The organism is Leifsonia sp. 10N434 (assembly GCF_056394405.1).
The window spans coordinates 655,133-680,308 of sequence record NZ_JBFTHV010000001.1 but is presented as its reverse complement, the minus strand read 5'-3'; the positions used below and the strand labels follow the sequence as shown (position 1 = coordinate 680,308).

Annotated in this window: 23 protein-coding genes; 11 read left to right on the top strand and 12 right to left on the bottom strand. The window is 68.6% G+C overall.

Annotation, left to right across the window (positions count from 1 at the left end):
* Nucleotides 1–5: 5 nt before the first annotated feature.
* The gene (locus AC1DB1_RS03230) at nt 6–437 is read right to left on the bottom strand and encodes a MarR family winged helix-turn-helix transcriptional regulator (RefSeq protein ID WP_271176752.1); all 432 of its coding nucleotides are present in this window, start codon (nt 435–437) and stop codon (nt 6–8) included.
* Nucleotides 438–509: 72 nt separating this feature from the next.
* On the opposite strand from AC1DB1_RS03230, the gene AC1DB1_RS03225 reads away from it, so the two are divergent.
* Complete coding sequence (locus AC1DB1_RS03225; RefSeq protein WP_477199764.1) at nt 510–1,358, top strand: alpha/beta fold hydrolase; 849 nt, start codon at nt 510–512, stop codon at nt 1,356–1,358.
* A 200-nt stretch (nt 1,359–1,558) separates the two neighbouring features.
* Here AC1DB1_RS03225 and AC1DB1_RS03220 read toward each other — a convergent pair whose 3' ends face one another.
* A complete protein-coding gene (locus AC1DB1_RS03220; RefSeq protein WP_477199763.1) occupies nt 1,559–3,325 on the bottom strand; it encodes a cation:proton antiporter in 1,767 nt (588 codons plus the stop codon).
* Between the two features lie 171 nt (nt 3,326–3,496).
* Between AC1DB1_RS03220 and AC1DB1_RS03215 the strand changes: the two genes are divergently transcribed.
* Entirely contained in the window at nt 3,497–4,546 is a 1,050-nt protein-coding gene (locus AC1DB1_RS03215) for a lipoate--protein ligase family protein (RefSeq protein WP_271176755.1), read from the top strand.
* Here AC1DB1_RS03215 and AC1DB1_RS03210 read toward each other — a convergent pair.
* Nucleotides 4,530–4,670: a hypothetical protein gene (locus AC1DB1_RS03210; protein ID WP_477199762.1), complete on the bottom strand. Its 141-nt coding sequence runs from the start codon at nt 4,668–4,670 to the stop codon at nt 4,530–4,532. The two genes, AC1DB1_RS03215 and AC1DB1_RS03210, sit on opposite strands and share 17 nt — an antisense overlap.
* Nucleotides 4,671–4,779: 109 nt before the next feature.
* Here AC1DB1_RS03210 and AC1DB1_RS03205 point away from each other — a divergent pair, with 109 nt between their 5' ends.
* Nucleotides 4,780–6,660 (top strand): Na+/H+ antiporter NhaA, encoded by a 1,881-nt coding sequence (locus tag AC1DB1_RS03205; protein WP_477199761.1) that lies wholly within the window; start codon nt 4,780–4,782, stop codon nt 6,658–6,660.
* 166 nt (nt 6,661–6,826) lie between these two features.
* On the top strand, nt 6,827–7,249 hold the full coding sequence (locus AC1DB1_RS03200; RefSeq protein WP_477199760.1) for a hypothetical protein: 423 nt from the start codon (nt 6,827–6,829) through the stop codon (nt 7,247–7,249).
* On the opposite strand, the gene AC1DB1_RS03195 is transcribed toward AC1DB1_RS03200, so the two are convergent.
* A complete protein-coding gene (locus AC1DB1_RS03195; protein ID WP_477199759.1) occupies nt 7,209–7,493 on the bottom strand; it encodes a GNAT family N-acetyltransferase in 285 nt (94 codons plus the stop codon). The genes AC1DB1_RS03200 and AC1DB1_RS03195 overlap by 41 nt on opposite strands.
* Nucleotides 7,494–7,582: 89 nt before the next feature.
* Here AC1DB1_RS03195 and AC1DB1_RS03190 point away from each other — a divergent pair, with 89 nt between their 5' ends.
* On the top strand, nt 7,583–8,509 hold the full coding sequence (locus AC1DB1_RS03190) for a DNA-methyltransferase (protein ID WP_477199758.1): 927 nt from the start codon (nt 7,583–7,585) through the stop codon (nt 8,507–8,509).
* A 108-nt stretch (nt 8,510–8,617) separates the two neighbouring features.
* Nucleotides 8,618–9,445 carry a phosphatase PAP2 family protein gene (locus tag AC1DB1_RS03185; RefSeq protein ID WP_477199757.1) on the top strand — a complete coding sequence of 276 codons (828 nt, stop codon included), beginning with the start codon at nt 8,618–8,620 and terminating at the stop codon, nt 9,443–9,445.
* A gap of 203 nt (nt 9,446–9,648) precedes the next feature.
* On the opposite strand, the gene AC1DB1_RS03180 is transcribed toward AC1DB1_RS03185, so the two are convergent.
* The 6 genes from AC1DB1_RS03180 to AC1DB1_RS03155 form a co-directional block, all read right to left on the bottom strand.
* Nucleotides 9,649–10,668: a LacI family DNA-binding transcriptional regulator gene (locus AC1DB1_RS03180; RefSeq protein ID WP_271176762.1), complete on the bottom strand. Its 1,020-nt coding sequence runs from the start codon at nt 10,666–10,668 to the stop codon at nt 9,649–9,651.
* A 13-nt stretch (nt 10,669–10,681) separates the two neighbouring features.
* Complete coding sequence (locus tag AC1DB1_RS03175; protein WP_477199756.1) at nt 10,682–12,211, bottom strand: GH1 family beta-glucosidase; 1,530 nt, start codon at nt 12,209–12,211, stop codon at nt 10,682–10,684.
* A gap of 2 nt (nt 12,212–12,213) precedes the next feature.
* On the bottom strand, nt 12,214–13,113 hold the full coding sequence (locus tag AC1DB1_RS03170; RefSeq protein WP_477199755.1) for a carbohydrate ABC transporter permease: 900 nt from the start codon (nt 13,111–13,113) through the stop codon (nt 12,214–12,216).
* Nucleotides 13,110–14,294, bottom strand: a complete 1,185-nt coding sequence (locus tag AC1DB1_RS03165; RefSeq protein ID WP_477199754.1) for a carbohydrate ABC transporter permease — start codon at nt 14,292–14,294, stop codon at nt 13,110–13,112. The genes AC1DB1_RS03170 and AC1DB1_RS03165 overlap by 4 nt, the downstream gene beginning before the upstream one ends.
* 75 nt (nt 14,295–14,369) lie before the next feature.
* Nucleotides 14,370–15,695 (bottom strand): ABC transporter substrate-binding protein, encoded by a 1,326-nt coding sequence (locus AC1DB1_RS03160; RefSeq protein ID WP_271176766.1) that lies wholly within the window; start codon nt 15,693–15,695, stop codon nt 14,370–14,372.
* A 446-nt stretch (nt 15,696–16,141) separates the two neighbouring features.
* Complete coding sequence (locus AC1DB1_RS03155) at nt 16,142–18,112, bottom strand: MDR family MFS transporter (protein ID WP_271176767.1); 1,971 nt, start codon at nt 18,110–18,112, stop codon at nt 16,142–16,144.
* A gap of 405 nt (nt 18,113–18,517) precedes the next feature.
* Between AC1DB1_RS03155 and AC1DB1_RS03150 the strand changes: the two genes are divergently transcribed.
* Together AC1DB1_RS03150 and AC1DB1_RS03145 are read left to right on the top strand one after the other, a co-directional pair.
* Nucleotides 18,518–19,306, top strand: coding sequence for an amidase domain-containing protein (locus tag AC1DB1_RS03150; RefSeq protein ID WP_271176768.1), 789 nt, complete (start codon nt 18,518–18,520; stop codon nt 19,304–19,306).
* A gap of 314 nt (nt 19,307–19,620) precedes the next feature.
* Nucleotides 19,621–20,310, top strand: coding sequence for a M15 family metallopeptidase (locus AC1DB1_RS03145; protein WP_477199753.1), 690 nt, complete (start codon nt 19,621–19,623; stop codon nt 20,308–20,310).
* Nucleotides 20,311–20,343: 33 nt separating this feature from the next.
* Here AC1DB1_RS03145 and pgm read toward each other — a convergent pair whose 3' ends face one another.
* On the bottom strand, nt 20,344–21,966 hold the full coding sequence (pgm, locus tag AC1DB1_RS03140) for a phosphoglucomutase (alpha-D-glucose-1,6-bisphosphate-dependent) (protein ID WP_477199752.1): 1,623 nt from the start codon (nt 21,964–21,966) through the stop codon (nt 20,344–20,346).
* Nucleotides 21,967–22,063: 97 nt separating this feature from the next.
* Here pgm and pheA point away from each other — a divergent pair, with 97 nt between their 5' ends.
* Genes pheA through AC1DB1_RS03125 form a run of 3 tightly spaced genes read left to right on the top strand, consistent with a single transcriptional unit; the run spans nt 22,064 to nt 24,142 of the window.
* Entirely contained in the window at nt 22,064–23,071 is a 1,008-nt protein-coding gene (gene pheA, locus AC1DB1_RS03135) for a prephenate dehydratase (protein ID WP_477199751.1), read from the top strand.
* 27 nt (nt 23,072–23,098) lie between these two features.
* A complete protein-coding gene (locus AC1DB1_RS03130; RefSeq protein ID WP_477199750.1) occupies nt 23,099–23,869 on the top strand; it encodes a hypothetical protein in 771 nt (256 codons plus the stop codon).
* A complete protein-coding gene (locus AC1DB1_RS03125; protein ID WP_477199749.1) occupies nt 23,870–24,142 on the top strand; it encodes a hypothetical protein in 273 nt (90 codons plus the stop codon).
* Here the strand turns inward: AC1DB1_RS03125 and AC1DB1_RS03120 are convergent.
* Nucleotides 24,120–25,112, bottom strand: coding sequence for a diacylglycerol/lipid kinase family protein (locus AC1DB1_RS03120; protein ID WP_477199748.1), 993 nt, complete (start codon nt 25,110–25,112; stop codon nt 24,120–24,122). The genes AC1DB1_RS03125 and AC1DB1_RS03120 overlap by 23 nt on opposite strands.
* Nucleotides 25,113–25,176: the final 64 nt, after the last annotated feature.

The window sequence follows — 25,176 nt, the reverse complement described above, 5'->3', positions numbered from 1 at the left end:
CGCGCTCACGAATCAGCCAGCTCTCGCAGGATGGTCGCGGCCTCGGCCAGGGTGGCGCGCTGCTCGGGGGTGAGCGTGCGGAGGCGTTTGTGCAGCCAGGCGTCGCGGCGGCGGCGGGTCTCCGTGACCAGGGCGCGGCCGGCATCCGTCACCTCGACGACGACCTTGCGGCCGTCATCCGGATCGGGGGTGCGGCGGATGTACCCGGCCGCCTCGAGGTGGTTGACCGTGCGATTCATCGACGGCGGGGTGACCCGCTCGTGCTCGCTGAGCTGCCCGATGGTGCGCGGCCCCTCGCGCACGACGAACGCCAGCGCCGACGTCTGCGTGTCGCTGAGCTCGTCGTCGGCCTTCTCCGCTCGGAGCCGCCGTGACAGGCGTGCAACGCCGACCCGCAGCGCGCTGCTGAGGTCGTGAGTGGTGAGTCGGGCCGTCATAGATTGTTAGCCTAACAAATTAGGCACGCTAAATAAATCCCGTTCGCTCAGCGCGTGCGCCAGAATGAGCGCGTGCCCACCTACAACGACGCTCACGGCATCGCGATCACCTACGATGTCTGGCCCGTCGACGATCCCCGGGCGATCGTGCAGGTCGCGCACGGAGTGGGCGAGCACTCCGGCCGCTACCGCGCGCTCGCCGAGCACCTCAACGCGAACGGCTACACCGTCTACGTCGACGACCACCGCGGGCACGGCCGAACGGGCATGGCGCAGTGGGGCGACGCCTCCAAGCTCGGCCGGCTCGGTCCAGGAGGACTCCGCGCGACCGTCGACGCGCTGCACGGCTTCAGCCGGCTGATCCGCGACCAGAACCCGGATGCTCCGCTCGTCATCTTCGGGCACAGCTGGGGTTCCCTCATGGTGCAGCTGATCCTCAACAAGCACTCCGACGAGTACGACGCGGCGGTGCTCTCCGGAACCGCGTACCGGATGCTCGGCTCCATGGACAGCGGCTACAACCTCAACAAGCGGTTCGCGCACCTCGGCACCACGGGCGCCGAATGGCTGAGCCGCGATCCGGCCGTCGCTCAGGCGTTCGTCGACGACGAGCTCACCACGTCGACGCCGCTGCCGAAACTGTTCGGACCGGTGGACGCCTCACGACTGCTCGGCCGCCCGGCGCGGTCGTTCGCGCGGGACGTCCCCCTGCTCATCCAGGTCGGAGGCGACGACCCGCTCGGCGGCGAGCCCAGCGCGCGGCGGCTCGAGCAGGCGTACCGGTCGCGTTCCGGGCTCACGGATGTGACCACGATCGTGTACCCGGGCGCCCGCCACGAGATCTACAACGAGACCAACCGCGACGAGGTCATGGCCGACCTCACGGCGTGGCTCGGCGCCAGGATCGCCCGCCGCGACTGACGCCGGGCGCAGGTCTCTCACCCGTTATCCACAGGTCAGCTCGGTCACTGAAGAGTGAATGGTCACTAGTTGTCGCGAAAACGGGGATTTCGGCCCGCGAAGCGACAACAAGTGACCACTCGCTCCCGCGGGGCAGCGTGAACAAGGGAGGGAGAGGGCCCGACTAGCGCGGGCAACCCCTGCCGCGCCCGGGCAACCTCTCACTGCCCGAGCGGCCGGCCCTTCAGCTCGATGCTGATCTGGTCGGCGTCCAGGTTGTCGAGCGCATTGTTGAGGATGTCCGCGTCGAACGTGCCGTCGTCGCGGGCATCGAGCAGGGCCGTCCGTTGCGCCTCGATGATCTCGATGGTCACGCGCTTCATGTCCGCGAATCGCTGCGCCGGCGGCTGCTCGGGATCCTGCGCAGCGTCGGCAGCCGTATCGGTCTGGTCCTCGAGCGGCACCGGATGAGCATCCCGGATCGTGTTCTCGATCGTCGTGAGCAACTCGAGCACACGACGGCGTTCCTGCTTCTCGGCCTCCACATCCGGGCCGGCCGGCTTGATCCAGCGCACGAACCAGGCGAGCGTGCCGCCCTGGATCAGCAGGGAGAACGCCGCGACCATGAACGCGACCAGGATCAGGAACGACCTGTCCGGCGTTCCCGTCACAGGGAGCGTCTGAGCGGCCGCGAGCGTGACGGCCCCGCGCATCCCGGCCCAGACGAGCACCCCGCCCTCGCGCCAGCCGAGGGGAGCGGCGAGCAGGTAGTCGATGTCGGCGATGGCGCGGCGGGTGCGGGTCTTGACGCGCTCGATCTGCTCCGGATTCGGCGCGGGCCGGTTGGCGGGAGCCGGGCGGTTCGCGAGCGCCGCGCGGCGGGCGAGCTCCACCTGCCGTTCGTCGGCGGCCGCGCTGCCGGCCTCAGGGAGTGCGAGGGTGCCGTCGAGCCGCTGCTGCATGACGTCGAGCCTCGGCTTGAACTGCGCGCTGCGGCGTGCACGTCGCCGCAGCCCGGCCAGCAGCGGAGCGATGTACGCCGCCCGCACGACCAGGGTCAGGATGAGCGCGCCGAAGGCGACGACCACCGCGGGGCCCACTCCGTCGTTCCTGTACTGCACGTCGGTGACGATCGCCGAGAGTTCGAGCCCCATCAGCAGGAAGATCGCGCCCTCGAGCACCAGCTCGACCACGCGCCAGTTCTGGCTGTCGGAGAGCCGGTGCTGCGGCGAGAGGCGGCGGGCGGCTCCGTGCCCGGTGACGAGGCCGGCGACCACGGCCGCCACGAGCCCGGATGCACCCAGCAGCTCCGCCGGGATCGATGCGAGGAACGGCACAGTGAACGAGATGACGGTGTTCACCGTGGCATCCGTGACCTTCGACCGCACCCACAGGTTCAGGTGCCCGATGGCGAAGCCGAGCACGCCGGCCACGGCCACCGAGTAGGCGAAGTTGCCGAGCACGCCCCAGAACGAGATGGTGGCCGCGGTCCCCGCGATCGCGCTGCGCAGCAGCACCAGGGCGGTCGCGTCGTTGAGCAGGCTCTCGCCTTCGAGCACCGACACGACGCGGCCCGAGATCCCGACGCGCTTCACGATCGACGTCGCCACCGCATCCGTCGGGCTGACGATCGCGCCGAGGGCGATCCCCCACCAGATGCCGAGGCCCGGGATGATCCAGGCGAAGAAGAGCCCGAGCACGACGGACGAGAGCACCACGAGCACGACCGAGAGCCCGCCGATGGCGTTGAACTCGCGGCGGAAGTTCATGGCCGGCATCGAGACCGACGCCGAGTAGAGCAGGGGCGGCAGGATGCCGGCGAGGATCCATTCGCCCTCGACGTGCACGTCCGGCACGAACGGCAGCAGGCTGATCCCGATCCCGACCACGACCAGGATGAGCGGCGCGGCCACCCGGAGCTTCGGAGCGAACGCGGTCGCGGCGGCCACCACCAGCAGCCCGGCGACGGCGATGATCAGGGCTTCCATCGATGCTCCCCTCATCCGATCTGGTCAAATCTACCGAGGATGGCCGCGCGAGCGCGCCCGTGCGAGTGCTCCCGTGCGGACGTTCGTGCGTTCGTTCGCGCGCCCGTTCGTTCTGTTCCTCCCGTGGCGGACACCGGCGCACCGCGCTCGCCGACGTCCTAGGCTGAGAGCATGCACGGTGAATACAAGGTCCCCGGCGGAAAACTGGTGGTCGTCGACCTCGATGTCGTCGACGGCAGACTGGCCAACTTCCGGCTCGCAGGCGACTTCTTCCTCGAACCAGACAGCGCACTCGAAGCGATCGACAAGGCCGTCAATGGTCTGCCCGCCACGGCGGACGCCGCCACCATCGCCGCTGCCGTCAAGGGCGCGCTGCCGGAGGGTGCCACCCTGCTGGGGTTCTCGCCGGAGGCCGTCGCCGTCGCGATCCGGCGCTCGCTGGCGAAGGCCACGAGCTGGAAGGACTACGACTGGCAGATCGTGCATTCCAAGGCCGTGCCGCCGGTGATGCAGATGGCCCTGGACGAGGTGCTCGCCACCGAGGTCGGCGAGGGACGCCGGCAGCCCACCCTCCGCATCTGGGAGTGGGATGAGCCCGCCGTGGTGATCGGCAGCTTCCAGTCGCTCAAGAACGAGGTCGACGCCGAGAACGCGAAGAAGTACGGCTTCGACGTCGTGCGCCGCATCTCGGGTGGCGGCGCGATGTTCATGGAGGCCGGCTCGGTCGTCACGTACTCGATCTACGCGCCGGCGGACCTGGTGCAGGGGATGAGCTTCGCAGACAGCTACGCGTTCCTCGACGAGTGGGCGATCATCGCGCTCAAGTCGCTCGGCATCGATGCGTACTACCAGCCGCTCAACGACATCACGAGCCCGAAGGGCAAGATCGGCGGCGCCGCGCAGAAGCGGCTCGGGTCGGGCGCTGTGCTGCATCACGTGACGATGAGCTACGACATGGACGGCCAGAAGATGGTCGAGGTGCTCCGCATCGGCCGCGAGAAGATCAGCGACAAAGGCATCACGAGTGCGGCCAAGCGTGTCGACCCGCTCCGCTCGCAGACCGGCCTCTCCCGCGCCGAGGTGATCGACCGGATGAAGCAGACGTTCACGCAGCTCTACGGTGCGACCGAGGGCGACATCACGCCCGAGGAGTACGCCGAGGCCACGAGGCTGGTCGAAGAGAAGTTCGGCACCGAGGAGTGGCTCAACCGCGTGCCGTGAGGCGCCAGATCCGACCGTCGACGCGTTCGAACGCCGGACCCCGGATCGGGTCGTCGCTGAACGCCGGCGTGATCGTCTCGGTGACCGCATCCATGTCGGCGAGATCCGCGACCCTGCTCGCCATAGCGAAACTGTACGCTGTGGAGCACTGGCGGAATGAGGTGTTCCGGCAGACGCCGTGACCAGTGCAGCGACCGGGCCGACCGGCACGCGCCGGAGGCGGAGGAGGAACGATGAGCGAGGAAACACCGCCAGGGCATTCGGGCTCGACCGCGTGGGCCCGCAGCATCGCGTCGCAGTTCGGGCGGTACCTCAAGACGGAGACGGCCAGTTCGGGCATCCTGTTGGCCGCGATCGTCGTCGCCGTGCTGTGGGCGAGCGTCGCCGGCAGCTCGTACGAGGACTTCTGGTCGACGCGGTTCGTGGTGCAGCTCGGCACGTGGGGCATCGACCTCGACCTGCGCGAATGGGTCAGCCAGGGCCTCATGACCTTCTTCTTCCTCGTCGTCGGGCTCGAGGCGCGACGCGAGATCGACCTCGGCGACCTGCGCGACCGGAGCAAGCTGCTCATCCCGTTCGTCGCGGGGCTGGCCGGGATGCTCCTGCCGGTGCTGCTGTTCCTGGCGATCAACGCCGGCGGCGACGGCGCGGTCGGATGGGGTGTCGCGATGTCGACGGACACCGCCCTCGCACTCGGACTGGTCGCCATCCTGGGCAGGGGCCTGCCGGAGCGTCTGCGCGGCTTCATGGTCACCCTGTTCATCGTGGACGATCTGGTCGCCCTGCTGGTCATCGCGCTCGTCTACAGCACGGACATCCAGGTGGTGCCGCTGCTGATCGCCGTGGGGGCGTGGGCGCTCTTCCCGCTGATGATGCGGTACACGAAGGCGCCGACTTCGTTCTACGTCGCGGCCGGGTTCCTGTGTTGGGGCGCTCTGCTGTTCAGCGGCGTCGACCCGGTGGTGGCCGGTCTGGCGATCGGGCTCGTCGCACCCGCCTATTCGCCCGGGCGCAACAACCTGGAGGAGGCGAGCGGCCTGTTCCGCAGCTTCCGCGAGCAGCCGACCCCGCAGCTCGCACGCACGGCGAGTGCCGGGCTCATCAACGCGATCTCCCCGAATGAGCGGCTGCAGTCGCGTTACCTGCCCTGGACCAGCTACGTGATCGTGCCCCTCTTCGCCCTGGCGAACGCCGGCATCGCGATCGACCCCGCGTTCCTCGCGACCGCATACACGGCCCCCATCACGATCGGCATCATCGTCGGCTACGTGGTGGGCAAGCCGGTCGCGATCTTCGGCGTCGCGCGGCTGATCACGGCCCTGACCCGGGGCAAGGTCAAGCCGCCGGTCGGCTGGGCGGCCGTCGCGGGGAGCGGCACGATCGCGGGCGTCGGCTTCACCGTCGCGGTGCTGATCGCCAACCTCGCGTTCACCGGGGAGCAGCTCGACCAGGCCAAGCTCGGCATCCTGACGGCCGCACTGCTGTCGGCCGTCATCACCTTCGTGCTGTTCCGGATCACGAACGCGCTGTCTGTCGCGCGTCGTTCCCGTGCTCTGTTCGGCGAGACGGAGCAGCTGGTCGATCTGGCGGATGCGGTCGACGCTCGTCGCGACCACATCCGGGGTCCGGATGACGCACCGGTCACGATCGTCGAGTACGGCGACTTCCAGTGCCCGTACTGCGGGCGCGCGGAGCCCGAGGTGCGCATGCTGCTCTCGGACACCGAGGTGCGGTTCGTCTGGCGGCACCTGCCGCTGGTCGACGTGCATCCGGCAGCCCGGATGGCCGCGGAGGCCGCCGAGGCAGCGGGTGCCCAGGGCTCGTTCTGGGAGATGCACGACATCCTGCTGGCCAACCAGGACTGCCTCGAGCCGGAAGACCTCAACCGGTACGCGGCCGAGCTCGGCCTCGACGTGGAGCGCTTCGAGTCCGACATCACGAGCGGGCGGCACCTGGCCCGCGTGATGGAGGACACCGGATCGGCCGACCTGAGCGGGGTGTCGGGCACGCCGACGTTCTTCATCAACGGCCGCCGGCACTACGGCGCCTACGACGTGGAGTCGCTGCGCGCCGCCGTGCGCGCCGAGCGCGACCTGGCGTTCAGCGCGCGCTGAGCTCGCGCTGCCGGGCGCTGCGCTCCCGCGCGGGCTCGGCACTCAGAATCGAGTCGGGGATTAATCCCGTCTGAGGGCGATTCCCCGTGACTATTCCCCGACTCGATTCACGCCGTGGCGGACGCGAGCGCGGGCGGCGTTCAGGCGGCTCGGGTACCCTGTCCCGGTGAACTGGTGGATCGTCGGGGGAATCGTCGTCGCTGTCGTGCTGCTGTGGCTCGCCACGCGGCTCGGCTGGATCGACCTCTCCAACAAGTCCCAGCGCGGGTCGGGCGGCTGGGGCGGACTCGCCGGGCCGATCGACGAGGTCTTCGCGCCGAGCCGTCATGAGGCGCAGCAGGAGCAGGACCGTCAGACGCTCCTCCCCGCGCCGGCCCCGCTGCCTGGTGACGGCGCGAAAGACGTGTGGGACGGCGGCAAGATCACGCTCGACCTCGGAGCCGACGGACGCGGTCAGCGCGTCGAGGGGCGCGCGCCGACCGAGGGTGGGCGAGCCACCGACACCGGTCGCAGCACCCCGGCGCGGCGGGCTTCCGGCGCGGGCCGCACTACCGCTTCAGGAGGTCGCCGTACTCCGGATGCTCGGTGAGCCAGTGCCGGATGTACGGGCAGGCCACGACCACTCTGCGAGCTGAGTTCGCGCGGACGTCGTCGAGGGCCTCGGTCACGAGCTGACTCGCGAGCCCCTTCTCGCGGAGGGACTCGTCGACCTCGGTGTGCGTGAACACGATCGCGTCGTCGCGGAGTTCGTATTCGGCCACACCGATGAGGTCGCCGTCCTGGCGGAGGGCGTAGCGGGAGGCATCCGGTTCGTTGACGACGGTGAGGGTCATCCCGCCAGGCTAACCCGCGCGGTGCCGCCGTGGAGGCGACCGCGGTCGACCTGCGCGTCGCGGGGCCGCGCCGCTGCGAGAATGGTGACATGCTCGACGACGCCACCGCGGATGCGGACGCCCCCGCGGATGCGGACGCTCCCGCCGTTGCGGAACCCGCGCTCTGGCATCCGGATGCTCGGAGCGCCGTCGTGCACGCCGACAATCTCGAGGTCGTCACCGCCCTGCCGGACGGCGCCTTCACGCTCATCTATCTGGACCCGCCGTTCAACACCGGTCGATCGCAGGCCCGCCGCACCAGCACATCCGTGCGCTCGGCGGGCGGCCCGGGAAGCGTGACCGGTTTCAAGGGGCGCAGCTACGAGCGGATCAAGGGCGACCTGCTCAGCTACGACGATCGTTTCGACGACTACTGGGAGTTCCTCGAGCCGCGGCTGATCGAGGCGTGGCGGGTGCTCGCCGACGACGGGACGCTCTACCTGCATCTCGACTACCGCGAAGCGCACTACGCGAAGGTGCTGCTCGACGCCCTCTTCGGGCGCGAGAGCTTTCTCAACGAGATCATCTGGGCGTACGACTACGGTGCGAAGTCCAAGAACCGCTGGCCGACCAAGCACGACACGATCCTGGTCTACGTGAAGAATCCGTCGACCTATTACTTCGACTCGTCGGCGGTCGATCGGGAGCCGTACATGGCGCCCGGGCTCGTCACGGCCGAGAAGGCCGAACTCGGAAAGCTGCCGACGGATGTCTGGTGGCACACGATCGTCTCGCCGACCGGCCGCGAGAAGACCGGATACCCGACCCAGAAGCCGGAGGGCATCCTGCGCCGAATCGTGCAGGCGTCCAGCCGCGAGGGCGACTGGGTGCTCGACTTCTTCGCCGGGAGCGGCACGACGGGCGCGGTGGCAGGCGCGCTGGGGCGGCGGTTCCTGCTGGTGGACCGCAATCCGGAGGCGATCGCCGTGATGCGGTCCCGGTTCGCGCAGGCGCCGGTCTCGTTCCTGAGCCTGTGAGTCTCTGAGGGCTGGGCGCCGTTCGCCACAGCCGCATCCCGCGAGCAACCCTGCACAGGCCCCGCCCGGGTGCGGTCATTCCCAGGAACCGTGTGGTTGGCTTGAGGAATGCGAGCCGGACCCGCGATGCGCGCCCTTCCCTTCCTCTGGGGCGCTCTCGGAACGGCCATCGCATTCGTCGTGGTGTACCTCGTATTCGTGCGCAGCTACATGGGCCAGCTCATCGACGAGAAGGCCTTCGCCGGCGCGGATGTCTGGAAGGGCGACCTCATCGATTTCGCCCACGCGTTCCTCAACGCGCTCCCCGCTCTGTCGGTGATCCTGGGTGCGGTCGTGGCCATCGTCGTGGTTCTCGTCCGCCGCAACTGGCGGGTGTTCTTCGTGGCGGTGGTGGCCGCCGCGCTCGCGAATGCCAGCACGCAGGTGCTCAAGTACGCCATCCTGAGCCGGCCCGAGAAGGGGATCGACGCGGGGCTGAGCAACTCACTTCCGTCGGGTCACACGACGGTCGCCGCATCCGCAGCTCTCGTGGTGTTACTGGTCGCGGGCCCTCGTTTCCGCCCGCTCGCAGCGGTGGTCGGCTCCACCTTCTCCATCGCGGCCGGAGCCTCGACGCTCGTCGAGCAGTGGCACCGCCCGAGTGACGTGATCGCGGGACTCCTCGTCGTGGCCTTCTGGGGGTGCCTCGCCGGCGCCGTGCTCAGCTGGATGCACGCGGTGACGAACACCCCGGTGCGCACCAAGCTGTGGCCGCTGGTCTGGATCCTGTCGGTCTGCGGTGTCGGCGCGGTGGTCGCGCTGCTCGTCACCTACTTCTCCGCCCAGTCGGGAGCGTCGCACCTCTTCGTCGCGTACGCCGGTGGTGTGGCGGCGATCGTCGCGGTCGGCTACCTCCTCGCGGTGATCGGCAACCGACTCTTCCGCGCGCTCGCGTAGCGCTGTGCCGCGTTCCTCGGGGCGCGTGCCGCGCGACAGGCCATTCACCGAATGGTCGCCCAGCGGTGAGTGGTCACCAATTGTCGGCTGTCGGCCTCTGCGGCCGCGTTCCGCGACAATTGGTGACCGTTCACGCCCGCCGGAGATCCACCGCCTGTGGATAACCGCGGCGACGCGAGCGCCGACGCCCGAGCCGCAGCGCCCTACGTGCTCTGCCGCACCACGAGCTCTGTCGGCAGCAGTGTCACGCGCTCGACGGGCTCGCCCGCGATCCGCTTCACCAGCACCTGCGCCATCGTCTCGCCGAGACCGACCGACGGCTGGTGCACCGTCGTCAGCGGCGGCGTCGCCGTGAGGCCGAAGTAGTCGTCGTCGTACCCGACCACCGCGATGTCGCCCGGGATGCTGCGGCCCGACTCGAGGATCGCCGAGTACGCCCCGGCCGCCATCTGGTCGTTGGTCGCGAAGAGGCCGTCGATCGGCACGCCGCGTTCCAGCAGTCGGCGCATGGCCTTCATGCCGGAGAGCGGGGAGAAGTCGCCGTACTCGATCAGCGACGTGTCGAGCCCGTGCGCTTCGAGGGCCTGGCGCCACCCGACGAGACGGTCGACGCCGGCGGGCATGTCCTGCGGTCCGGTGATCAGCGCGATGTTGCGGCGTCCGCGAGCGATCAGGTGCTCGGTCGCCCCGCGCGAGCCGGAGACGTTGTCGACGTCGACGAAGAACGAGTTGTGCTCCGCGTCGCTGAGGGGGCGTCCGCCGAAGACGATCGGGAGGGAGCTGCCGAGCTGCGCGTACGAGTGGTCGCCGGAGTGGTGCGAGACCACCAGCGCGCCGTCGACGTTGCCGCCCATCAGATAGCGGCGCGTCTTGTCGGGGTTCAGCTCCGACGAGATCACCATGTTGAGCGTGTACTCCGTGTCGGCCAGGTGCAGGGCGACCCCCTGCACGATCGAGGCGAAGAACGGGTCGGCGAACACCTTGGCCGTGGACTCGGGAACCACCAGCGCGACGACCTGGGTCTTACGGGATGCGAGAGAGCGTGCCGCGCGATTGGGTACGTAATTGAGGTCGGCGATCGCCTTGTTGACCGTCTCCGTCACCTCGGCGGTGACTTTGGGAGAGCCGTTGACGACGCGCGACACCGTCGCGCGGGACACACCGGCGAGGGCGGCGACGGCTTCGAGCGTCGGCGCGTGCGCATCCGTGTGCTCCGACGTCATCGGCGACACCTCCTTATTGTGGTCCCATGCTAGACGCGCCGGAGCCGACCTCAGCACCGACTCCCGCGTCCACGAGCGCACCGTCACGAGCATCCACCGCCGCGCTGCGTGGCGCAGGCGCCCGCACGCCGGCCCGAGCATCCGCGATCACGCGGGCGAACGCGCGACCCGAGTCCTTCACGATGCGTTCCTGCGTCTCGTAGTCGACGCGGACGATCCCGAAGCGCTTCTCGTAGCCCCATGCCCACTCGAAGTTGTCGAGGAACGACCACACGAAGTATCCGCGCACGTCCGCGCCCTCGGCGATCGCACCGCGCACCGCATCCACATGCGACAGGATGTACGCCTCGCGCTCGGTGTCGCGCACGCGGCCGTCCGCATCCACCAGGTCGTCGTAGGCGGCGCCGTTCTCGGTGATGTACAGCGGCGGCAGCGACGGGTATTCGCGCCCGAGACGGACCAGCAGGGAACGGAGCCCTGCCGGGTTCACCTCCCAGCCCATCGCCGTGACCGGAAGGCGGCGCGACGGGAACGTGACGTACTCGCTGCCGACGAACGGGGATGCCTTGGGCCGGTCGGTCGGGACGAGTCCCGGTGCGGCGTCGGCCGGCAGCGGATGCCCGCTCACGTTGTCGTCGTGGTAGTGGTTGACGCCCAGGAAGTCGATCGGCTGCGCGATGGTCTGCAGGTCGCCGTCGTGCACGAGCGACTCGAAGTCGTACTCGCGCACGTCGTCGAGCACGTCGGCCGGGTAACTGCCGAGCAGGAGCGGTTCGACGAACATCCGGTTCCAGAGGCCGTCGATGCGTCGTGCGGCCTCGAGGTCGGCGGGATCCGACGGGTCGTTCGGCACGGCGTTGGTGAGGTTGAGGGTGATGCCGAGCTTCAGCGCCCCGGCCTCCTCCGACCGCGACCGCAGCGTCTGCACCGCGAGCCCGTGCGCCAGGTGCTGGTGGTGCAGCGCGGCCAGCGCGGCGCGCGGCTCACGGCGTCCCGGTGCGTGCTCGCCGGCGGCGTACGCGATCAGCGAGGAGCAGAGCGGCTCGTTGAACGTCGTCCAGTGGGTCACGCGATCGCCGAGCGCGTCGAACACGGTCGAGGCGTAGTCGCGGAACCGGTACGCCGTGTCGCGGTTCGCCCAGCCGCCGGCCTCCTCGAGCGCCTGCGGCAGGTCCCAGTGGTACAAGGTGAGCCAGGGCAGGATGCCCGCGCCGAGCAGCTCGTCGACCAGCCGGCTGTAGAAGTCCAGACCGGCGTGGTTGACGAAACGGTCACCGGGCTTGATGCGCGACCAGGAGGTGGAGAAGCGGTACGACTGGAGGCCGAGCTCCTTCATCAGGGCGACGTCGGCGGGCATCCGGTGGTAGTGGTCGACCGCGACCTCGGGGGTGTCGCCACCCGCGACCGCGCCGGGGACGCGCGCGAAGTGATCCCAGATGGAGTCCTCCTTGCCGTCCTCGTGGGCGGCGCCCTCGATCTGGGCCGCAGCGGTGGCCGACCCCCAGAGGAAGCCGTCGGGCCAGGGGGTGGGGGCGTCGGACATTCTCAACCTTTCACCGCGCCGGCCATGATTCCGGAGACCAGCTGCTTGCCGGCGAGCACGAAGAGGATGAGCAGGGGGATGGTCGCGAGCACGGCGCCGGCGAGCACGATGGAGTAGTCGACGTACTTGGCCGACTGCAGTTGGCTCAACGCGACCTGTAGCGTGGGGTTCTGCGGCACCACGAGCAGCGGCCACAGGTAGTCCGTCCACGCGGTCATGAAGGTGAACAGCCCCAGGATCGCCATCGCGGGACGCGCGGCCGGGACGCCGACATGCCAGAATGTGCGGATCATGTTGGCGCCGTCGACGCGGGCGGCCTCGATCAGCTCGTCCGGGATGACGTCCACCAGGTACTGGCGCATGAAGAACACGCCGAACGCCGTGACCAGGGTCGGGATGATGACCGCGCCGAGCGTCCCGGTCCAGCCGAACTGCTTCATCGCCATGAACAGCGGGATGATGCCGAGCTGAGTCGGGACGGCCAGTGTCGCGATGACGAAGACCATCAGGCCGCCGCGGCCGCGGAACCGCAGCTTGGCGAAGGCGTAGCCGGCGAGCGTCGAGAACGCGACGACGGACAGGGTGATCACGCTGGCGACGATGATCGAGTTGCCGAGGGCGAGCCAGAACGGCACCGTGTCGAGCACCTGGCTGACGTTCGTCCAGAACTGCCCACCGGGGAGCAGAGGCGGCCAGGTGGAGGTGAGCACCGTGCTCGGGCTGGAACCGGCGACGAACGACCACCACAGTGGATACGCGCCGCCGACGAACACGACGATCAACAGGCCGTAGGTGAGGAATCCGGGACGGCGGTCGATGCCGAGCGGGCGGCGCTTCCCGGTGCGCTGCTTGGGCGCCTTGGGTGCGGCGGAGGTCGCCGCGCGGGGTGCGGTGGCGGTCATGATCGCTTCTCCTCGGATGCTGCGGCGAGGGCCAGCCCGCCTTCTGTCTGCGGGTCGGTGCCGTTGGTGCCGATTCCGTCGCTGTCGTCGCTCTCGTCTCCGGAGTCGCCGGAGCCGGCCTTGTGGTTCGCGAGCGTTCGCGCGGTGCGCTTCTTGCGCATCCGGGTCTCGGTCGAGGCGATGCGCCGCGAGATCAAGAAGTTGAGCACGCCGAAGATCACGATGATCAGGAACAGCAGCCACGCGATCGCCGACGCCTTGCCGAAGTTCTGACGGTTGAACGCCATGTCCCACAGGTAGAGCACGGTGGTCTGGTATTGCCGTTGGGGACCCCCGGGGATCGCGCTCGACGGGTTGAACAGCTTCGGTTCGGTGAAGATCTGCAGCCCGCCGATGGTCGCGGTGATGATCACGAAGATCATCGTGGGCCGGATGCTCGGCAGCGTGATCGAGAAGAATCGGCGGAACGCGCCCGCGCCGTCGAGGGCGGCCGACTCGTGGATGTCGCGGGGGACGGCCTGCATGGCGGCCAGCAGGATGAGCGCGTTGTAGCCCGTCCAGCGCCAGTTCACCATCGACGCGATCGCGACGTGCGACGGGAAGGTCTCGGTCTTCCAGTTGATGGGGGAGAGGTGGAAGGTCTGAAGCAGGTTGTTGATGAGGCCGTACTTCTCGTCGAACGCGCTCGAGAAGATGAGGGTCACGGCGACCGGGGTGACGACGTAGGGGAGCAGAACGCTCATGCGCCAGAAGGTCTTGCCGCGGATGTTCTGGTCGAGGATCGCCGCGATGAACACGGCGCCGATCAGCTGCGGGATGGCCGACAGCAGGAAGATGCTGACCGTGTTGAAGAGCGAGTTCCAGAAGAACGGGTCGCTGAGTTCGGCGATGTAGTTGCCGAAGCCGATCCATTCACCGGGTCCGGTCAGGAGGTTCCACTTGTTCAGCGACACGACGAACGTGTACACGAGCGGGAACAGGCCGACGAGCCCGAACAGGATGAAGAACGGGGCGATGTAGATGTACGGCGAGGCCTTGACGTCTGCACGGCTGAGGCGCTGGCGGAACGTGAGGGTGCGGCTGGCTTCGCGGTCCTGACGGCGGCGTTGCTCGCGGTCGGGTCCCGGAGCGCGCTTCGGCGCGGCGTCCGCGCCGGCGGGTGGCGTTGTGACGGTGGTCATGATCTCCCCAAGGGTGAGGCTCCGGAGCCTGAACTCCAGGCTCCGGAGCCTCTGATGGATCTGATTGCTAGGTGGTTACTTGTTGACGACGAGCTGGTTGAGGAGCTTCATCGCGTCGGCCCAGGCCTCGTCGCCGTTCTTCTTCTTGGAGTCGAGCTCCTGAACGGACGGACCGAACACCTGGGACTGGATGACCGAGTCATCCGGGCCCTTGTACTGAGCGACGACGCCCTTAGCGCGGTTGGCGAGGATCTCACCGATGGGAGCACCGTTGAAGAACTTCGTCAGGTCGCTCTGGCCGGTGACGCCGGGGTCGCTCTGCGCGGCCGTGACCGACGGGAACGTGCCGGCTGCCTGGAACGTGGCGACCTGCGACTCGGCGGTGGTCAGCCAGGCAGCGAGGTCAGCCGCCTCCTTCGGGTGCTTCGACTGCTTGGGCACCGTCAGGAACGATCCACCCCAGTTGGCTGCGCCGCCGGGGAAGACGTCGGCGAAGTCCCAGCCGGTGGAAGCGTCGCCGCCGCCGGCCTTGACCTGACCCTGAACGACACCGAGCATCCAGCCCGGGCAGACGAAGGTCGCGAACGAGCCGTCGGTGAACGCCTTGCCCTTGCCCCAGTCCCACTGGGTCTGGTTCGAGGAGAGACCGGCAGCCGCGCCACCGGCGAGCTGGCTCCACAGCGCCTTCAGGTCGGCGTTGTCCTCGATGTTGAGCTTGCCGTCCTTGGTGTAGTAGCCCTCGGGCTGCTGGTTCACCATGGCGTTCCAGAGGAAGCCGGACTGGTCGTAGAACGCCTTGCCGGTCTTGGCCTTGTACTGCTCGCCGACCTTGAAGTAGTCCGCCCAGGTCGCGCTGTCGCCGCCGAACAGCTTGGCGACGCCGTCACGGTCGCTCGGCAGGCCCGCCGCGGCGAAGAGCTTGCTGTTGTAGCACAGGCCCTCCGGTCCGATGTCGGTGCCGTAGCCGATGACGCGACCGTCTTTGTCGGTGGCCTGCTTGAGCTTCCAGTCGACCCAGCGGCTGTCGATCTTCGACGCGCCGTAGTCCTTCAGGTCGTTGAACTGGTCGGAGACCTGCATGACCTTGCTGAGCCAGCCTTCTTCGACGGCCTGCACGTCGGGGAGACCGCTGCCGGCCGCCTGCTTCGTCTGCCAGTCGGTCAGGGCGTTGTCACCGGTGTCGATGTTGGTGGCCTTGATCTTGATGTTGGGGTGCTCTTTCTCGTACTGCGAGTAGAGCTTGTCGAATCCCATCGTTCCGAACGTCGTGACGGTCAGTGTGATCGGGTTCGAGCTGCTGCCGCCGTCTCCGCCGCTGGATGAACATCCGGCTGCGAGGAGGGCGAAGGATGCTGCGCCTGCTACGGCCGCAACGACCTTGGTGCGTCGTGAAAGCTTCACGGTCACTCCCTTGTGTGCGTGGTCTGGTGAGGAGGGCGTGAGAGCGCTCTCATTCAGAATCGTGAGAGCGCTCTCACGCGTTGGAACAGACCATAGGCATTCCGGATGCGCCGTGTCAAGTCAATCGCGTGCAACCGCTCTCATCGGCACCAGGACGCGGAAGTGCGAAGCGGAGGCCCGAATGTCCGCGAGCCCAGTGATGGCGCGGAAGACGCCGGGCGGAACGCCCGTTTCACCCGCCGCCTGACTTGTGCGTTTTCGTGACCCATTCGTGACCTACCGACGAGCTGCGCTCCGACCCGTTCGAAGTGGGCGAGGGGTGCGAAATGTCGCTCGTGCCACCTCGAGAACCGACATTCGGCACCTCTCGCCGCTCGGAGAACGAGGGCGAACGACAGCGGCCGCCGACCCGGAGAGGGTCGGCGGCCGCCGGGGTGGCATGCTCGCTAGTCGGTCGCGGGCTTCGGGCGCTGGGCCTGAACGGAGGCGGTGTTCGCCCCCGGCTCGATCAGCGCGCCGAAATCGTCGGCCGCCCGGTGGGCGAAGATGCCCGTGTCCAGCTCCGCGTCGTCGTCCTCGGCTGCCGAGCCGAGTACTGCCGCTACGCGGTCGCCAGCGGTGCGATCGGCCTCGGCCTTGTCGTCGGCCGCCTCCTGCAGCGCCGACTTCGCGCGCAGCGGCGGCGTCTTGAAGAACAGCGTGAGGACGAAAGCGATCAGCACCACGAACAGCGCGACCCAGTACACCGTCACCGCCGAGGCGTTGAAGGCGACGAGGAACGGCTTCGACAGGCGCGGGTCGGCGCCGTTCAGGAACGACGTGTCATTGAGGCCTGCGCCGCCTGCCGACGAACCGGCACCCTGGTCGAGCTGCTTCTGCAGTGCGGGCACCGCGCGGTCGACGACCGCCTTGCGCTGCTCGCTGTTGGAGAAGTCCACACCCTGGGCCTGTGCGGTCACGCCGGCGACGATCTTGTTGTAGACCGTATCCATGATCTGCTTGTTCTCGGGTGCGCTGGCGACCGACGGCGTGAGCGCGGCATCCAGCGCGCTGGTCAGCGTCGCCTTCTCGGTGAGCGAGTTCGTCAGGTTGGTCGGGAACACGGTGAAGAGCAGCGAGAGCAGCACGGCCGTGCCGAGCGTTCCACCGATCTGCCGGAAGAACGTCGAGGCGCTGGTGGCGACACCCATGTCCTGCAGGCCGACCGAGTTCTGGCTGGCGATTGTCAGCGTCTGCATCAGCTGGCCGAGGCCGAGGCCGATCAGCAGCATCGCGCCCGCGATGAACCAGTAGGAGCCGTCGAACTTGAGGAACGTCAGGTAGAAGAAGCCGCCGGCCAGGAACGCGGTTCCGATGATCGGGAACTGCCGGTACCGCCCGGTGCGGGCGATGATCTGGCCGCTGGCGATCGAGGAGATCATCAGTCCGAGGATCATCGGGAGCATCTGCAGGCCCGACTCCGTCGGGGTCGCGCCGAGCACCAGCTGCAGGTACAGCGGCAGGGTCAGCATGGCTCCGAACATCCCGAAGCCGACGAACACGCCGATGATGGTCGCCATCGAGAAGGTCGAGGAGCGGAACAGCTTGAGCGGGATCAGCGCGTCGTCCTTCATGGCCATCTCGATGAAGATGAAGGCCAGGATGCCGATGGCGCCGATCACATAGCAGGCGATGGCGCCGGCGCTGCCCCAGCCCCAGTCGCGGCCCTCTTCTGCCACGAGCAGCAGCGGGACGAGCGCGACGACGACCGCGGTCGCGCCCCACCAGTCGATGCGCACCGAGGCGGGTGTTCTCTTCGGGAGGTGCAGGAAACGCAGCACGACGAGCAGTGCGAGGACGCCGATCGGCACGTTGATGAGGAACACCCAGCGCCATCCGGCGATCCACAGGATCTGGTTCGCACCGGCAAACAGGCCGCCGACCAGCGGGCCGATGAGGCTCGAGATACCGAAGACGGCCAGGAAGTAGCCCTGGTATTTGGCGCGCTCGCGGGGTGCGAGCATGTCGCCCATGATCGCCAGCGGCATCGACATCAGACCACCGGCACCGAGGCCCTGGATGGCGCGGAACACGGCGAGCTCGATCATCGAGGTCGAGAAGGTCGCCAGGATGGAGCCGATGACGAAGATGACGATCGCGAAGATGAAGAGCGGTCGCCGCCCGAAGATATCGGAGAGCTTGCCGTAGATCGGCGTGGAGATCGTCGAGACGATCAGGTACGCGGTGGTCACCCACGCCTGCTGGCTCAGACCGTGGAGGTCGTCGCCGATCGTTCGGATGGCGGTTCCGACGACGGTCTGGTCGAGGGCGGACAGGAACATGCCGGCCATGAGGCCGAAGATGACGAACAGGATCTGCCGGTGCGACATGATCGGGTTCGACGGGGCGGCCGAGGCCGGCATTGCTTGGCTTGACATGAGTCTCCGAGTCGAGAGTCTGGTGGGGACGCCCGAGCCACGGGCGACACACCGGTGTGGGCACAAAGAAAATTGCGGAGGCTGCAAAGTTACACCCTCTGTGACCATTTCAGCAATGTGAACTATCTCCACGGACGAGCCGTTCGCCGAGGGCGAACCGATCCGCACGCCACACGTACATGCGTGTGTATAGACCCGCATGCTGGCACGTTGACCCTCGCACAGGTCACGCAAAGGTGTCGGGGGTACCGTGAGGCAAGACCCGATCTCTGCCCCCGCACTCTTCATGAAGGTCTCATGCGCCACTCTTCACAGTCATCCGCCCCTCGTCGACTCATCGCCGGGATCGGCATCGCAGCAGCGACCGCCCTGGTCCTCGTCGGATGCGCGGGTGAACCCTCTCCAGTGACCAAAGCCATCACCAAGGCAACCCCCGACACCAGCACGACCATCTCTGCGGTGACGCCGGCGGCCGGGAGCGTCTCCGGGGCGAACACCGTGACCATCACAGGCAATAACCTGAGCGACGTCACAACGGTCAAGATCGGCGATCAGCAGGCGACCGTGCAGAAGGCCACGGACTCGAAGGTCGTCGCCGTCGTGCCCGCCGCCCCGGACTTCAAGGCGGGAGCGGTCGACGTCTCCGTCACTGCTGAGAACGGCAAGCAGGCCGCGACGAGCGACGACGCGTTCTCGTACACCGTCGCGACACCGGTCGACCGCCAGCTCAGCTACGCGCTCACGTACTGGAAGAACTACAACAGCGCCGAGTGGGGCGACCTCAACTCGGTCGGCGGCGACTGCGCGAACTTCGTCAGCCAGACGCTCATCGCCCGCGGCTGGACGCAGAACGCCGACTGGTACAACAAGGGCGCCGCCGCAGACTGGGCGCCCGCCTGGGGCTACGTCCCCTCGATGGACGCGTACTTCCGGGCGCACCCGGAACTCGGGCTCACCGAGTACCCGCTCGACCAGCGCGACAAGATCAAGGTCGGCGACATCGTGATGTTCGACTGGAACGACAACGACTCGCTCGACCACGTCCAGATCGTCTCCGCGGTCGAGAAGGTGGGCGGACAGATCAAGATCAAGATGGTCGGCCACAACGAAGACAGCGACTACCGCGATCTCGACGAGACGATCACCACGGATCACCCGGGCGCCATCGGCCACTTCTGGAGCTTCTCCAAGTAGTCGGTAGCGGCTGAACACAGACGCTCGCGCGGCTCAGCCTTCCCTCGCCGGGCGGCGGTTATGCTCGACCCGTGATACACGGGGATGGCCGCGACCTGCGGCGGCGGAGGCCTGCGGATCGGCGTCCTCTGGCGCGCCGCTGGGGTGTTCGTCGTTCCCTGCTCGTCAGCGGTGCCGTTGTCGTCGCCATCGCGCTGGGGGCGTGCACGTCCGCCAGCGCCTGGACTCCGAACGCGGGCCGTCGACCGCAGCACTCGTCGCCCCGCCCGTCCACCCCGTCTCCGACACCCACGGGGAATGCGGCCCAGACCCCCGTGACGTCGCCGCCGACCCGCGGCGCGTCGTCGCCGGCCACACCTCCGTCGACACCCTCGACCTCCCCGACGCCCCCGCCGTTCAACAAGGCGGCCGCGTCGATCGACGATCCGGCCAGCCCGTGGGTCGTCGTGAACAAGTCCCGCGCGCTCCAGCCGCCGGCCTTCGTGCCGACGAGCCTGCGGTTCGCGAACGTGCCGTACGTGAACCGGCAGCCGTCGGTGCCCGCGGTCGCCACCGCCCTCGAGCAGATGTTCGCCGCCGGCAAGGCGGAGGCCGGACTCGATTTCTCGGTGCAGAGCGCCTACCGCTCATACGACTCGCAGGTGCGCGTCTACAACGACGACGTGGCGCAGAACGGGGTCGCGTACGCCGACACGGACACCGCTCGCCCGGGTCACAGCGAGCACCAGACCGGGCTGGCCGTCGACATCAGCGCCGTGCCGGCGCGCTGCTCACTCGACGCCTGCTTCGCGCAGACGCCTCAGGGCGTCTGGCTCGCCGCCAATGCCTACCGCTTCGGCTTCCTGCTGCGGTATCCCGCCGACAAGGTCGCCGTCACCGGCTTCACGTTCGAGCCGTGGCACTTCCGGTACATCGGCACGGCGCTCGCCGTCGAGCTGCGCGCCAAGCGGATCACGACGCTCGAGGAGTTCTTCGGCGTCCCCGGCGGCACTCAGTATCGCTGAGCGCCGCCCGGGAGCAACCGTGGCTGATCAGCCCTACGCCCCCGAGAGCGCGTCGCCCACGATGCGCTTCGCCTCTTCCTGCACCTCGCGCAGGTTGTCGGCGCCGGCGAACGACTCGGCGTAGATCTTGTAGACGTTTTCGGTGCCGCTGGGACGAGCCGCGAACCAGGCCGTCGCCGTCTCGACCTTGACGCCGCCGAGGGCCGCGTCGTTTCCGGGAGCGCGGCTCAGCTTGGCGGTGATGGGCTCCCCAGCCAGCTCGGTCGCTGAGATCGCGTCGCCGTCGAGCTTGGCCAGGGCCGACTTCTCGGCCGGGCTGGCCGGAGCGTCGACGCGCTCGTAGACTGGGTCTCCGAACTTCTCGGTGAGCTCGGCGTACAGCTGCGACGGGGTCTTGCCCGTGACGGCGAGGATCTCGCTCGCCAGCAGCGCGAGGAGGATGCCGTCTTTGTCGGTCGTCCACACCGAGCCGTCGAAGCGCAGGAAGCTCGCGCCGGCGCTCTCCTCGCCGCCGAATCCGACGGAACCGTCGATGAGACCGGGCACGAACCACTTGAAGCCGACCGGCACCTCCCAGAGGCGGCGGCCGAGCGACTCCGCGACCCGGTCGATGATCGACGACGACACCAGGGTCTTGCCGACGGCGGCGTCGCTGCGCCATCCGGTGCGGGTGCGGTAGAGGTAGTCGATCGCGACCGCCAGGTAGTGGTTGGGGTTCATCAGACCGCCGTCGGGCGTCACGATGCCGTGCCGGTCGGCGTCGGCGTCATTGCCCGTGAGGATGTCGTACTCGTCTTTGTGCGCCAGGACGGACGCCATCGCCGAGGGGCTCGACGGATCCATGCGGATCTTGCCGTCCCAGTCGAGCGTCATGAACCCCCAGGCTGGGTCGACCTCCGGGTTCACCACGGTGAGGTCGAGCTCGTAGCGTTCGGCGATCGCGGCCCAGTAGTGCACGCTCGCGCCGCCCAGCGGGTCGGCGCCGATGCGGATGCCGCTCTGCTTGATGGCCTTGACGTCGATGATGTTCTCGAGGTCGTCGACGTAGCGGCCGCGGAAGTCGTACGTCTCGACCGCGCTCGGCTCGCTCATGCGAACTCCGGTCATCCCCTCGGCGATGAGCTCGTTGGCCCGATTGGCGATCCAGCTCGTGGCGTCGGTGTCGGCCGGCCCGCCGTGCGGCGGGTTGTACTTGAAGCCGCCGTCGGACGGCGGATTGTGGCTCGGGGTGACGACGATGCCGTCGGCCTGGTCGGAGTGATCAGCACGGTTGTAGGCGATGATCGCGTGCGACACCGCAGGCGTCGGCACCCAGTCGTCGAACTCGTCGACGAGCACGCGCACCTCGTTGCCCACCAGCACGGCCAGCGCGGTCGTCATGGCGAACTCGCTGAGGGCGTGCGTGTCGGCGCCGATGAAGAGGGGGCCGTCGATGCCCTGGGAGGCGCGGTACTCCACGATCGCCTGCGTCGTGGCGGCGATGTGGTTCTCGTTGAAGGCGGTGTTGAGCGAGCTGCCGCGGTGGCCCGAGGTGCCGAAGACCACCCTCTGCTCCGGGATGCTCACATCGGGCTTGAGGTCGTAGTACGCGCGCCGCAGGGCGTCGACGTCGACCAGATCGGAGGCCTGTGCGGGGGTTCCAGCTCGTTCGTCCATGGCACCATCCTTCCACTCGACTCCACGCAGGCCAGGGGGCACCTTCAGGTTGTGGATAACTTTTTCAGCCGTGCATCCGCTTGGCTATGCTGACGCCATGCCTGAAAGCTCCGAGCCAACCGCCGACCTCCCGTCCTCCGTCGACGAGGTCTACAGCTTCCTCGGTCCGTCGGGGACGTTCACGGAGGCGGCCCTCCGTCAGGTTCCGGAGGCAGCAGGCAAGAACTGGCGCTCGGTCAACAACGTGGGTGAGGCGCTCGCCGACGTGGTCGCCGGTCGCAGCGTCGCCGCGATGATCGCCATCGAGAACTCCATCGAGGGCGGCGTCTCCGTCGCCCAGGATGCGCTCGCGACGGTTCCCGGGCTGCGCATCATCGGAGAATACCTGGTGCCCGTCAACTTCGTGCTGGTCGCGCGGCCGGGCACGACGCTCGCCGACGTGAAGACCGTCAACGCGCATCCGGTGGCGTACGGCCAGTGCCACCTGTGGCTCGACGCCCACCTGCCCGCGCACGGTCACCTGCCAGCCTCGAGCAATGTGGCCGCAGCCGCGTCGCTGTTCGAGGGCAGCACAGCGGATGCGGCGATCGCGCCTCCCGGCATCGTCGACCACCACGACGTGGTCGTGCTCGCCACTGAGATCGGCGACAATCCGAATGCCGTCACGCGGTTCGTGCTGGTCAGCCGCGACCGCGGCGTGCCGGAGCCGACCGGCGCCGACAAGACGAGCCTCATCGCCGAACTGCCGGATGATCGCCCGGGAAGCCTGCTCGACCTGCTCGAGCAGTTCTCCACCAGGGGGGTCAACCTGAGCCTGATCGAGTCGCGGCCGATCGGCGACGCCCTCGGCCGCTACCGGTTCGTGATCGACGCCGACGGACACATCCACGACGAGCGCGTCGCGGATGCGCTGCTCGGCCTGCGCCGGTTCAGCCCGGCCGTCATCTTCCTCGGCTCGTATCCCCGTGCCGACAAGCAGAAGGTCGAGTTCGACCCCCGGTACCGCGACGCCGTCTTCACCGAAGCGCGCGACTGGCTCGCGTCGCTCACCGCACCCGAGGGCGCTGTTCCGGCGACCCCGGCCGCCGCGGCGGCACAGGGGTAGGCTGCGAGCCAGGAGCAAGGAGGCGCCATGATCCTGGACGACACAGGTCGCGACGCGGGCGAATCCGCGCCCGGCGGCCCTCCGCCCGAAGCATCCGGCGCCGACGGCGAGCAGGCGGAGACCGAATTCGACCCGCGCTTCGATCCGGCGTTCCAGCGCGGCTACCAGCCCGCCCCGGGTGAACGCACGCGCACACGGGTGCGCTCGCAGGCCGATGCGGACGCGCCCTTCCGTCGTCCATCGCCCGGAACCGCTCCCGCGGCGCCTCGCGTTGCGGATGCCTCCCGCGCTGACGCCTCCCGCGCCGACGCCTCCCGCGATTCGCGCTTCGCCGACGACCTGCGCACGCTCGACCAGCGTCTCGCGCCCGATCCGGTGAACGCGGCCTACGGCACCGGCGTCACCCCCGGTGCCGAGGTCGACGCCGACGTTCCCGGTCCCGACGCTCCGGCGGTAATCGTCGAGCCGGTCGTCGTCCGCGGCTCCTTCCTCGACGGCCTCGACGTCTCCCCGCGACGCAACCCCTACTTCCTCGCACTCTGGATCATCGGCGGCGGCTTCGTGATCCTGGGCGTCGTGCTCTACATCGTGTCGGTGTTCACGTCGTACACGTCGAGCCCCACGTCGTCGCAAGACGTGACGACACTCGTGTTCAGCCAGGTCGGCTGGATGCTCGCCGGTCCTCTGATCGAGGTCGGGCTCGCGACCATCGTCGCGCTCGTCATCCTGTCCGCCCTGACGGCACGGCGCGCAGGGTCGTCAGGGCAGCCCGACGACGAATCCAGCCGGGCGGACTGAATGCGCGGGGCATACCGCACGCTGGTGATCCTCGCGATCGTCTTCGGAGCGGTCGCCGTGCTCTGCATGGTCGCGCCGACGATCGCCCCCACGACGTACGGGCAGGCGGACCTGATGCGCCCGGAGATCCTGACCGCAGGGCTGGCCCAATTGGTGCGCGCACCGGCGACGGTGTTCGCCCTGATCTTCGCGACCGCCGCGGTCTTCGTGCGCGCCGTCGCCTGGCGGCCACGGCCGGGAACGCGCGGCTTCAGCGCCCGGCGGGAACCTTGACCATCAGCGCCCGCTGATCGACGCTGAGGTCGACGGCGCGGATCTTGCCGAACTCGTCGCCGTCGAGCTCGAACGGCTCGGCATCCTCGACCGTCAGCCGCACCGTCGCGCCACGCAGGTAGGTGAGCTCGGTGCGCGACGGCCGCTCCGTCATCCGGATGATCCGTTGCCCGAGCGCGCTCTTGCGCAGCACCCGGTTCTCCCAGGTGACGCGGCGCCAGATCATGAGCCAGCCGAAGATCGTCTTGGGCTGCAGCACGGCGATGTCGAGCAGCCCGTCGTCGATGAGGGCGTCGGGGATGAGCTCGATGTTGCCGGGGAGGTTGCCGCAGTTGGCGACCAGGATGGTGCTCACGTGCGCCGTGTTGCCCTCGCCGCCGTCGAGGGCGTAGCCGACGCGCACCTTCTTGGCGCGGGGGAGCGCCCGGAAGCCGGCATCCACATAGGCGAGCCAGCCGAGCCGGCGCTTCAGCACCGGTCGGGTGTTCGCGATCATCGCCGCGTCGATGCCCAGCCCGGCCATCACCAGGAAGGCATGCTCGCGAAGGTCGCCGTCGGCGGCTGTGACGCGGGCGAGCCCGATGTCGATCGCGCGGGTGTCCCCGCTGAAGGCGATGCTGCACGCCTCGTCGAGGCTCGTGTGCGTGACGCCGAGGTTGCGGGCCAGCAGGTTGCCGGTGCCCGACGGGATGAGCGCGAGTTCCGCATCCTGACCGCGCAGGGCCTCGGCGACCGCGCGCACCGTGCCGTCGCCGCCCGCGGCGATCACGAGCGTCGCACCGGCTTCGAGCGCGTGCCGCGTCTGGCCCTGGCCCTCGTCGTCGACGCGGGTCTCGAGCCAGAGCAGCTCGATGTCGCCTGCGCGAGCGGCGGCATCCTGAACCGCGATCCTGACCCGGTCGATGTCGACCTTGATGGGGTTGTAGACGATGGCGGCCAGAGCCGGGGTGGTGCTCGCCCGATCGATCACCTGCTCAGGCTAGCCGCTGGGTTGCCGGCGGATGACCAGCCGGTTGCCGCCTGACGGCCGTGCG

Excerpts from the sequence above, each read along its gene's own strand:
- AC1DB1_RS03185 (WP_477199757.1), top strand. The coding sequence starts at position 8,618 with ATGCGAGCCGGACCCGCGATGCGCGCCCTTCCCTTCCTCTGGGGCGCT.
- AC1DB1_RS03190 (WP_477199758.1), top strand. The coding sequence starts at position 7,583 with ATGCTCGACGACGCCACCGCGGATGCGGACGCCCCCGCGGATGCGGAC.
- AC1DB1_RS03205 (WP_477199761.1), top strand. The coding sequence starts at position 4,780 with ATGAGCGAGGAAACACCGCCAGGGCATTCGGGCTCGACCGCGTGGGCC.
- AC1DB1_RS03180 (WP_271176762.1), bottom strand. The coding sequence starts at position 10,668 with ATGACGTCGGAGCACACGGATGCGCACGCGCCGACGCTCGAAGCCGTC.
- AC1DB1_RS03215 (WP_271176755.1), top strand. The coding sequence starts at position 3,497 with ATGCACGGTGAATACAAGGTCCCCGGCGGAAAACTGGTGGTCGTCGAC.
- AC1DB1_RS03170 (WP_477199755.1), bottom strand. The coding sequence starts at position 13,113 with ATGACCGCCACCGCACCCCGCGCGGCGACCTCCGCCGCACCCAAGGCG.
- AC1DB1_RS03220 (WP_477199763.1), bottom strand. The coding sequence starts at position 3,325 with ATGGAAGCCCTGATCATCGCCGTCGCCGGGCTGCTGGTGGTGGCCGCC.
- pgm (WP_477199752.1), bottom strand. The coding sequence starts at position 21,966 with ATGGACGAACGAGCTGGAACCCCCGCACAGGCCTCCGATCTGGTCGAC.
- AC1DB1_RS03210 (WP_477199762.1), bottom strand. The coding sequence starts at position 4,670 with ATGGCGAGCAGGGTCGCGGATCTCGCCGACATGGATGCGGTCACCGAG.
- AC1DB1_RS03195 (WP_477199759.1), bottom strand. The coding sequence starts at position 7,493 with ATGACCCTCACCGTCGTCAACGAACCGGATGCCTCCCGCTACGCCCTC.
- AC1DB1_RS03125 (WP_477199749.1), top strand. The coding sequence starts at position 23,870 with ATGCGCGGGGCATACCGCACGCTGGTGATCCTCGCGATCGTCTTCGGA.
- AC1DB1_RS03230 (WP_271176752.1), bottom strand. The coding sequence starts at position 437 with ATGACGGCCCGACTCACCACTCACGACCTCAGCAGCGCGCTGCGGGTC.
- AC1DB1_RS03155 (WP_271176767.1), bottom strand. The coding sequence starts at position 18,112 with ATGTCAAGCCAAGCAATGCCGGCCTCGGCCGCCCCGTCGAACCCGATC.
- AC1DB1_RS03175 (WP_477199756.1), bottom strand. The coding sequence starts at position 12,211 with ATGTCCGACGCCCCCACCCCCTGGCCCGACGGCTTCCTCTGGGGGTCG.
- AC1DB1_RS03130 (WP_477199750.1), top strand. The coding sequence starts at position 23,099 with ATGATCCTGGACGACACAGGTCGCGACGCGGGCGAATCCGCGCCCGGC.
- AC1DB1_RS03165 (WP_477199754.1), bottom strand. The coding sequence starts at position 14,294 with ATGACCACCGTCACAACGCCACCCGCCGGCGCGGACGCCGCGCCGAAG.
- pheA (WP_477199751.1), top strand. The coding sequence starts at position 22,064 with ATGCCTGAAAGCTCCGAGCCAACCGCCGACCTCCCGTCCTCCGTCGAC.